This is a genomic window from Spongiactinospora gelatinilytica, from assembly GCF_003236385.1.
Lineage (GTDB): Bacteria > Actinomycetota > Actinomycetes > Streptosporangiales > Streptosporangiaceae > Spongiactinospora > Spongiactinospora gelatinilytica.
Window position 1 is genome coordinate 1 of record NZ_POUA01000534.1, and the last position, 3,850, is coordinate 3,850.

At 70.2% G+C, this 3,850-nt stretch carries 4 protein-coding genes and 1 pseudogene; 2 read left to right on the forward strand and 3 right to left on the reverse strand.

Going from position 1 to position 3,850, the window contains the following annotated elements:
* Positions 1-166: 166 nt before the first annotated feature.
* Complete coding sequence (locus C1I98_RS44690; RefSeq protein WP_111171827.1) at positions 167-901, reverse strand: MFS transporter; 735 nt, start codon at positions 899-901, stop codon at positions 167-169.
* 115 nt (positions 902-1,016) lie between these two features.
* Positions 1,017-1,754, reverse strand: a pseudogene (locus C1I98_RS45925) (MFS transporter); the annotation flags it as partial.
* On the opposite strand from C1I98_RS45925, the gene C1I98_RS36395 reads away from it, so the two are divergent.
* Together C1I98_RS36395 and C1I98_RS36400 are read left to right on the forward strand one after the other, a co-directional pair.
* Positions 1,675-2,586, forward strand: a complete 912-nt coding sequence (locus C1I98_RS36395) for an RNA polymerase subunit sigma-70 (RefSeq protein WP_111171828.1) — start codon at positions 1,675-1,677, stop codon at positions 2,584-2,586. The pseudogene C1I98_RS45925 and the gene C1I98_RS36395 overlap by 80 nt on opposite strands.
* 172 nt (positions 2,587-2,758) lie before the next feature.
* Positions 2,759-3,475: a cytidine/deoxycytidylate deaminase family protein gene (locus tag C1I98_RS36400; protein WP_158558334.1), complete on the forward strand. Its 717-nt coding sequence runs from the start codon at positions 2,759-2,761 to the stop codon at positions 3,473-3,475.
* Between the two features lie 13 nt (positions 3,476-3,488).
* Here C1I98_RS36400 and C1I98_RS42160 read toward each other — a convergent pair.
* A partial coding sequence (locus C1I98_RS42160) for a hypothetical protein (RefSeq protein ID WP_158558335.1) occupies positions 3,489-3,850 on the reverse strand: 362 nt, incomplete at its 5' end.

The following is a 3,850-nucleotide window of genomic DNA, read 5'->3' on the forward strand; positions in this document are numbered from 1 at the left end:
TCGTGCAGAACGGATGGTGGTGGGCGAGCAAGCACACCCCGCCGAGCCCGGAACAGAAGGCGGCCGGGGTGTTGCCCGAGTTCGCCCGGCCGGGGCCGTATGAGCTGGTGGCCGCGCTCACCGTACAACTCGGCATCCTGGCCAGGATGGGGGCCGCCTGAAGCCTTCAGCCACGGGCCCGGCCCGGTAGGGCCAGGGCGACGAGGACGCCGAGGGCCGCGCAGGCGAAGCAGGCCCAGAAGGCGGCCTGGAAGCCGGTCGTGAGCGCGGCCGGGCCGGGACCGTTGGTGAAGGCGACGGCGACGGAGGAGACCACGGCGGTGCCGAGGGCACCGCCGATCCAGAACGCCATGTTGTTGATGCCCGAGGCCAGGCCCGCGTCCTCCTCCCGCACTCCGGTCAGGGCGGCGACGGTGGCCGCCACGAAGGTCGTACCGACGGCGGTGCCGAAGACGAGCAGGCCCCAGAAGAGGTCGCCGAAGTAGCTGCCGCCGGCCGAGACGCCGGTCATCAGCAGCGAGCCGACCACGAACAGCGCCATGCCGCCCACGGCCACCGTCCGGTGGCCGATCCTGCCGATGAGCGAGCCGGTGAGGTTGGCGGACAGGAGGTCCATCAGGGCGTAGGCGAGGGTGCCGAGTCCGAAGATCACCGGGGTGAAGTGGAGTACCTGCTGGGCGTACAGCGAGACGATCACGTTGAACCCGAGCAGCAGCATGCCGACCAGGACCATCAGCAGGTTGCCGCCGACCAGGGGGCCGTTGGCGAACAGGCGGGGCGGCACCAGGGGGGCCTTCGAGCGGCGTTCGACGAGGACGAACAGGGCGAGCAGCAGTGCGGCGGCGGCAAGGGCGATGATCGTGCGCGGGGCGGTCCAGCCGGAGGTGGGCACCTCGACCACGGCGAAGTACGAGTGCCGTCGTGCTGGTCACCGCGCCGCCGACGTCGAACCCGCCGGGGCCGGTGGCACGGCTCTCGCGCAGCAGTACGGGGGTCAGGGCCAGCATGGCCACCGCGACCGGCACGTTGATGAAGAAGATCCACTGCCAGCCGAGCACGTCGGTGAGCACCCCGCCGGCCAGCAACGCAGCGGTCGCGCCGAACGCGCCGGTGCCGGTCCAGATCGCCAGCGCCCGGTTGCGTTCCGGGCCTTCCGCGAACGTGGTCGTCACCAGGGCGAGCGCGGTGGGCGACAGCACGGCCGCCGATACGCCCTGCGCGACGCGGGCGGCGATCAGCGCACCGCCGTTCCCGGCGAGGCCGCAGGCGAGCGAGGAGAGCAGGAACAACACCACCCCGGCGAGGAACAGCCTGCGGTGCCCGAGCAGGTCGGCCACCCGGCCGGCGAGCAGCAACAGGCCGCCGAAGCCGAGCAGGTACGCGCTGAGCACCCATTGCAGCGCCGAGGCGTCGAGCCCGAGGTCGGCCTGGATGGAGGGGAGGGCAAGGATGACGATCTGCCCATCCAGGGCGACCATGAAGAAAGCGGCACACAGGAGGGCAAGCGCGGGCCATCGGTGGCGTGCCGGGCGGGCGGCGGGCAGTGGGGGCGTCTGAGTCATACTGCTGGAGACCACCGAAGCCGGTGAAAATCGCCGCGCGACGTACGACGAATCCGCCCTGTCCGGCCGGTCCTGACCCAGGACGAGTTTCACAAGGGGGAGGACGCGAGCCATGACACCACAGGACCGTACCGACTTTGCGGGGTTGATCGACGAGTACCGGCAGGAGTTGCTGGTGCATTGCCGGCGCATCCTGGGTTCGGCACAGGAGGCGGAAGACCTCGTTCAGGAGACCTACCTGCGTGCGTGGCGAGCGTACGACGGCTTCCAAGGGCGGTCGTCGGTGCGGAGTTGGTTGTACCGGATCGCCACCAACGCCTGTCTGAACGCGATCGAGAGCCGGGGTCGTCGCCCGCTCCCCACCGAGACGGCGGAGCCGTGGTGGGCGGCCGGGGTGGTGTTCGGTGCGCAGCCCGCCGACCCCGCCGTGGTGACCGAGACGCGGGCCGGGGTACGGCTGGCGGTCGCGGCCACCTGGCGGCATCTGACCCCGAAGCAGCGGGCCGTACTGATCCTGCGCGACGTGCTGAACTGGCCCGCCGCCGAGGTGGCCGTGGCGCTCGGCAGCACCAGCGCGGCCGTCCACAGCACGCTCCTCCGGGCCAGAGCGCGCATGTCGGAGGCGGCCCCCGAGCCCGACGAGATCGCCGAGCCTGACGACGCCTGCCGCCGCGACCTGCTCGACCGCTACGTCAACGCCTTCGAGAACGCCGACGCGCCCGCCCTGACCCGCCTGCTCACCGAGGACGCGGTCTGCGAGCTGACCTCGTCCAGGCTCACCGGGCGGGAGGCCATCACTCGATTCCTGGCGAACGAGTGCCCGGCGTTCGGTACCTGCCGGATGGTCCCCACCACCTACGCAGGCCACCCGGCCTTCGCCACCTACGCACCCGGCCCGGACGGCCGGTACCGCGCCTACTCCGTCGAAACCCTCACCCTCACCCCGGCGGGCGTCAGCCGGATCGTCTCCCACCAGGGCACGGACGCCTTCCGTGCGCTCGGCCTGCCGCTGATCCACCGGTGATTGGAGCACTGTCCGGATGTGGACAGTATGTTATCCGCCCATTGCGTGCCGTGGTATCGCGAAATATCGTGCGGATTCGCAAGGGAAATCGGCTCTGAGGTGGGGGGCACGAACACGCATGGGAACATGCACGGTCAGATTAGGGTCCCGGTTCGGCGGCGGAATTCATCCGATGCCTCCGCCGCCACCGGGCGACCCGACGGCCAAAGAGGTCTTCGACGCGTGGCTCGCCTTCGTCAACCGGCACGGAATCGCCGACCTGGCCGCCAGGTGCGCGCAGGGCCGGGCGGCTCAGGTGAAGATGGAACGTGCCAGGAGTACCGCCGTCAAATCCACCTGGGGCAACGCTTCGTGCTTCGCGGTGGTCGAGGTGGTCAAGCGCGAAGGCAGCGGAATCGTGGTGGCCGCCGCGGCGGGCTGGAGCCAGAGCGAGCACGCGGCCGAGGGCAAGGTCCACGCCGAGCGCAGCGCCATTCAGCAGGCGTTCGAGCTGCTGGGCTCGGGCATTCTGGGAATCAGCCGGGTGTACGTCGAACTCGCGCCGTGCAGCACGCGCATCGGGCGGCAAAGCGACAGTTGCGCCGAATGGCTGAGCACCATCGCGCCCAACGCCACCGTGATGTACAGCCACGACCACCCCGGCGAGATCGACGCCTGGAAGAAGCTCAACACCGAAATGGCGAAGGAAGACGGGATCTACGAATTCGCCTCGAACTTCCTGAACGCCGGTGAGGCCAGGGTCTCCGACGACGGTCTTTACGTGGCCTGGCGCGGCGGCCTTCCCCGCGCCGCCTACCACACCAGCGCCCAATATCTGGCGGCCAAACTGGAGAACTCCCCCAGCCAGGAGGTCCCGCTCGCCGCCGCCGCCCGCGTGGACGGCACCTGACCCCTGGGCGCGGTCAGCCGGGTCTGGTCAGTGTGCCGACGATGACGAAGTTCACGTCTCGGGTGATCTTGTTCTCACCGTGGCCGCTGTAGCTGAACTCCAGGGTGTCGCCCTGGCCCAGGGTCAGGGCGATGGAGCCGTTGCGCGGGCAGTTGCCGCGCATCGCCACGCGCTTCAGGGTGGCGACGTCGCCCATCACCTTGACCAGGCGGGATGTGGCGACGCAGCGGTACTCGACGTAGTGCTCGGTGATCTGCTTGGCGGAGATGTCGAGGCGTAGTTCGTCGCTCGCGCCCGGGTAGTAGCGGACGCGGCCCTGCCACTTGCCCTTGAAGGCGGCGGGAAAGGCACGCGGCGCGGGCGTCGGGGTGGGGG

Excerpts from the sequence above, each read along its gene's own strand:
- C1I98_RS36395 (WP_111171828.1), top strand. The coding sequence starts at position 1,675 with ATGACACCACAGGACCGTACCGACTTTGCGGGGTTGATCGACGAGTAC.
- C1I98_RS36400 (WP_158558334.1), top strand. The coding sequence starts at position 2,759 with ATGCCTCCGCCGCCACCGGGCGACCCGACGGCCAAAGAGGTCTTCGAC.